The organism is Streptomyces sparsus (genome assembly GCF_054776295.1).
This window is the reverse complement of sequence record NZ_BAAHCA010000832.1, coordinates 1-2,190: the sequence shown is the minus strand read 5'-3', so window position 1 is coordinate 2,190 and position 2,190 is coordinate 1. Positions and strand designations below refer to the sequence as shown.

The following is a 2,190-nucleotide window of genomic DNA, read 5'->3' as shown; positions in this document are numbered from 1 at the left end:
TGATCCCGGTCGGCCGCGGCCGACCGGGATCAGCCCTCGCCGACCTCGGCGCCCGCCATCGGGTCCAGCACCCCGACACCGACCAGCACCAGCAGCACCACACCCACCGCGACGCGGTAGTAGACGAACGGCATGAAGCTGCGGGTCTCGATGAACCGCATGAACCAGGCGATCACCGCGTAGCCGACCAGGCCGCCGACCACGGTGGCGAAGATGGTGGGCCCCCAGGAGACGTGAGCGGCGTCCTCACCGCCGATCTCCTTGAGTTCGTAGGCGCCCGACCCCAGCACCGCCGGGATGGCCAGCAGGAACGAGTAACGGGCGGTGGAGGCGCGGTCGTAGCCGAGGAACAGGCCGCCGGTCATGGTCACGCCGGAACGGGACATGCCGGGGATGAGCGCGAGCGCCTGCCACAGACCGAAGAAGATGCCGTCGCGGACGTTCAGCTGGTCCAGGCCCTTGCGGGGGCCGCCCGCCCGGTGCCTGCCGCCGCCCTTCTCCGCCCGGGCCACGATCCGGTCGGCGACGCCCAGTGCGACACCCAGCACGATGAAGCTGACCGCGATCAGCCGCAGGTCGCGGAAGGGCCCCTCGATGTGGTCCTTGAAGATGACGCCGAGCACGACGATCGGGATGGAGCCGATGATCACCAGCCAGCCGATCCGGGCGTCCAGATCCTGGCGCGCCTCCCGGTCGACCAGAGACCGGCACCAGGCCGTCACGATGCGGAGGATGTCCTTGCGGAAGTAGATCAGGATGGCGATCTCGGTGCCGATCTGGGAGACCGCCGTGAAGGCCGCGCCGGGGTCCTCCCAGCCCGCGGCGACGGCGACGAGCCGGATGTGCGCGCTGGAGGAGATCGGCAGGAACTCGGTCAGCCCCTGGACGAGCCCGAGGATGAAGGATTCGAACCAAGACATGTCGGGTGAGCTCGTCCTTGTGATCGTCGGTCAGTTCGGATCAGATGGTATGGGTGCACTGCCGGGTGTCCGGCGCGCGGGTGGGGCTAAGGCGCACTCAGGTGCCGACCGCCGCCCGTAGTTGCGCCCTGCGGCGCCAGGCGACGGCCGCCGCGGCGGCCCCGGTGACGGTGATGAAGGCGAACGCGGCGAGGAACATCGGCGAGGCCGGCTCCGCCGCCCGGCTGCCCGCCACCACGTAGGCCGCGGTGTTGGGCACGCTGCCCACGGCGGTGGCGGAGAGAAACGCCGGCCACCCCATGCGGGAGACGGCCGCTCCGTAGTTGGAGGCGGCGAACGGCACCCCCGGGACCAGCCGGAGCACCAGCATCGCCCGGAAACCGCGGCTGCTCAGCTGCCGGTCACCGGCCCGGAGCCAGCGGCCCCGCAGCAGTGGCCGCAGCCCCTCCTGGCCGAGCAGTCGGCCCAGCCCGAAGGAGATGCCCGCGCCCGCCACCGTGCCGACCAGCGCACCGATGGTTCCCCACTGCGCGCCGAACAGGGCGCCGGCGGCGAGGTTGAGGACCGGGCGGGGCACGAAGGCCGCCGTGCACAGCGCGTAGGCGACGGTGAAGCCCACCACCGCGGTGGCGCCGGTCACCGGCTGCGCCGTGGGATCGGTCAGCATCCGCTGGGGCTGGTGGACCAGCACGAACGCAGCGGCTGAGGAGAGCAGCACCACGAGCAGCCCGAGCCGGAGCCGGGCGGAACTCGATGACAGTGCGCGGCGTGCGCCGAAGGCGCGAACGGGGGCGGGCACCGGGGGAGAGTAACCGACGAAGATGACACCCCGACGACTTCCCGGCCGCAGGCCGCACCCCGGCGGCCGCCACCGCCCCGGCGCGGACCGGCGCCGGCGGCACCGCACAATGGGTCGGTGGACGAATCCAGACCCGTGACACGGGCGGTGCACCAGGGCGTCGCCCGGCTGCTGCCCGACCTCGACCGGGAGCGCGCCTGGCTGCTGACGGTGGACGACGCCCCCCAGTCCTACGTGGACCTCGACGATCCCGGCCATCTGGAGTTCGAGTACGTGCGCCGGATCGCCCACGTGCTGCACACCGGCTTCCCGGACGGCCCGCTGGACCTGCTGCACCTGGGCGGCGGGGCCCTGACGCTGGCGCGCCAGGTCGCGGCGGTCCGTCCCGGCTCGGGCCAGCGGGTGGCGGAGTTCGACGCGGCGCTGATCGACCTCGTGGACGAGTGGCTGCCGGTGCCGGCGGACGCCGGC

3 protein-coding genes are annotated in these 2,190 nt (G+C 72.7%); 1 reads left to right on the top strand and 2 read right to left on the bottom strand.

Annotated features, from left to right (window positions below):
* Positions 1-29: 29 nt before the first annotated feature.
* Together ACYVE9_RS23940 and ACYVE9_RS23935 are read right to left on the bottom strand one after the other, a co-directional pair.
* Positions 30-920: an undecaprenyl-diphosphate phosphatase gene (locus ACYVE9_RS23940; protein ID WP_461029971.1), complete on the bottom strand. Its 891-nt coding sequence runs from the start codon at positions 918-920 to the stop codon at positions 30-32.
* Positions 921-1,017: 97 nt separating this feature from the next.
* On the bottom strand, positions 1,018-1,719 hold the full coding sequence (locus ACYVE9_RS23935; protein ID WP_461029970.1) for a TVP38/TMEM64 family protein: 702 nt from the start codon (positions 1,717-1,719) through the stop codon (positions 1,018-1,020).
* A 117-nt stretch (positions 1,720-1,836) separates the two neighbouring features.
* Here ACYVE9_RS23935 and ACYVE9_RS23930 point away from each other — a divergent pair.
* The coding region (locus ACYVE9_RS23930) for a spermidine synthase (protein ID WP_461029969.1) at positions 1,837-2,190 on the top strand (354 nt) is incomplete at its 3' end.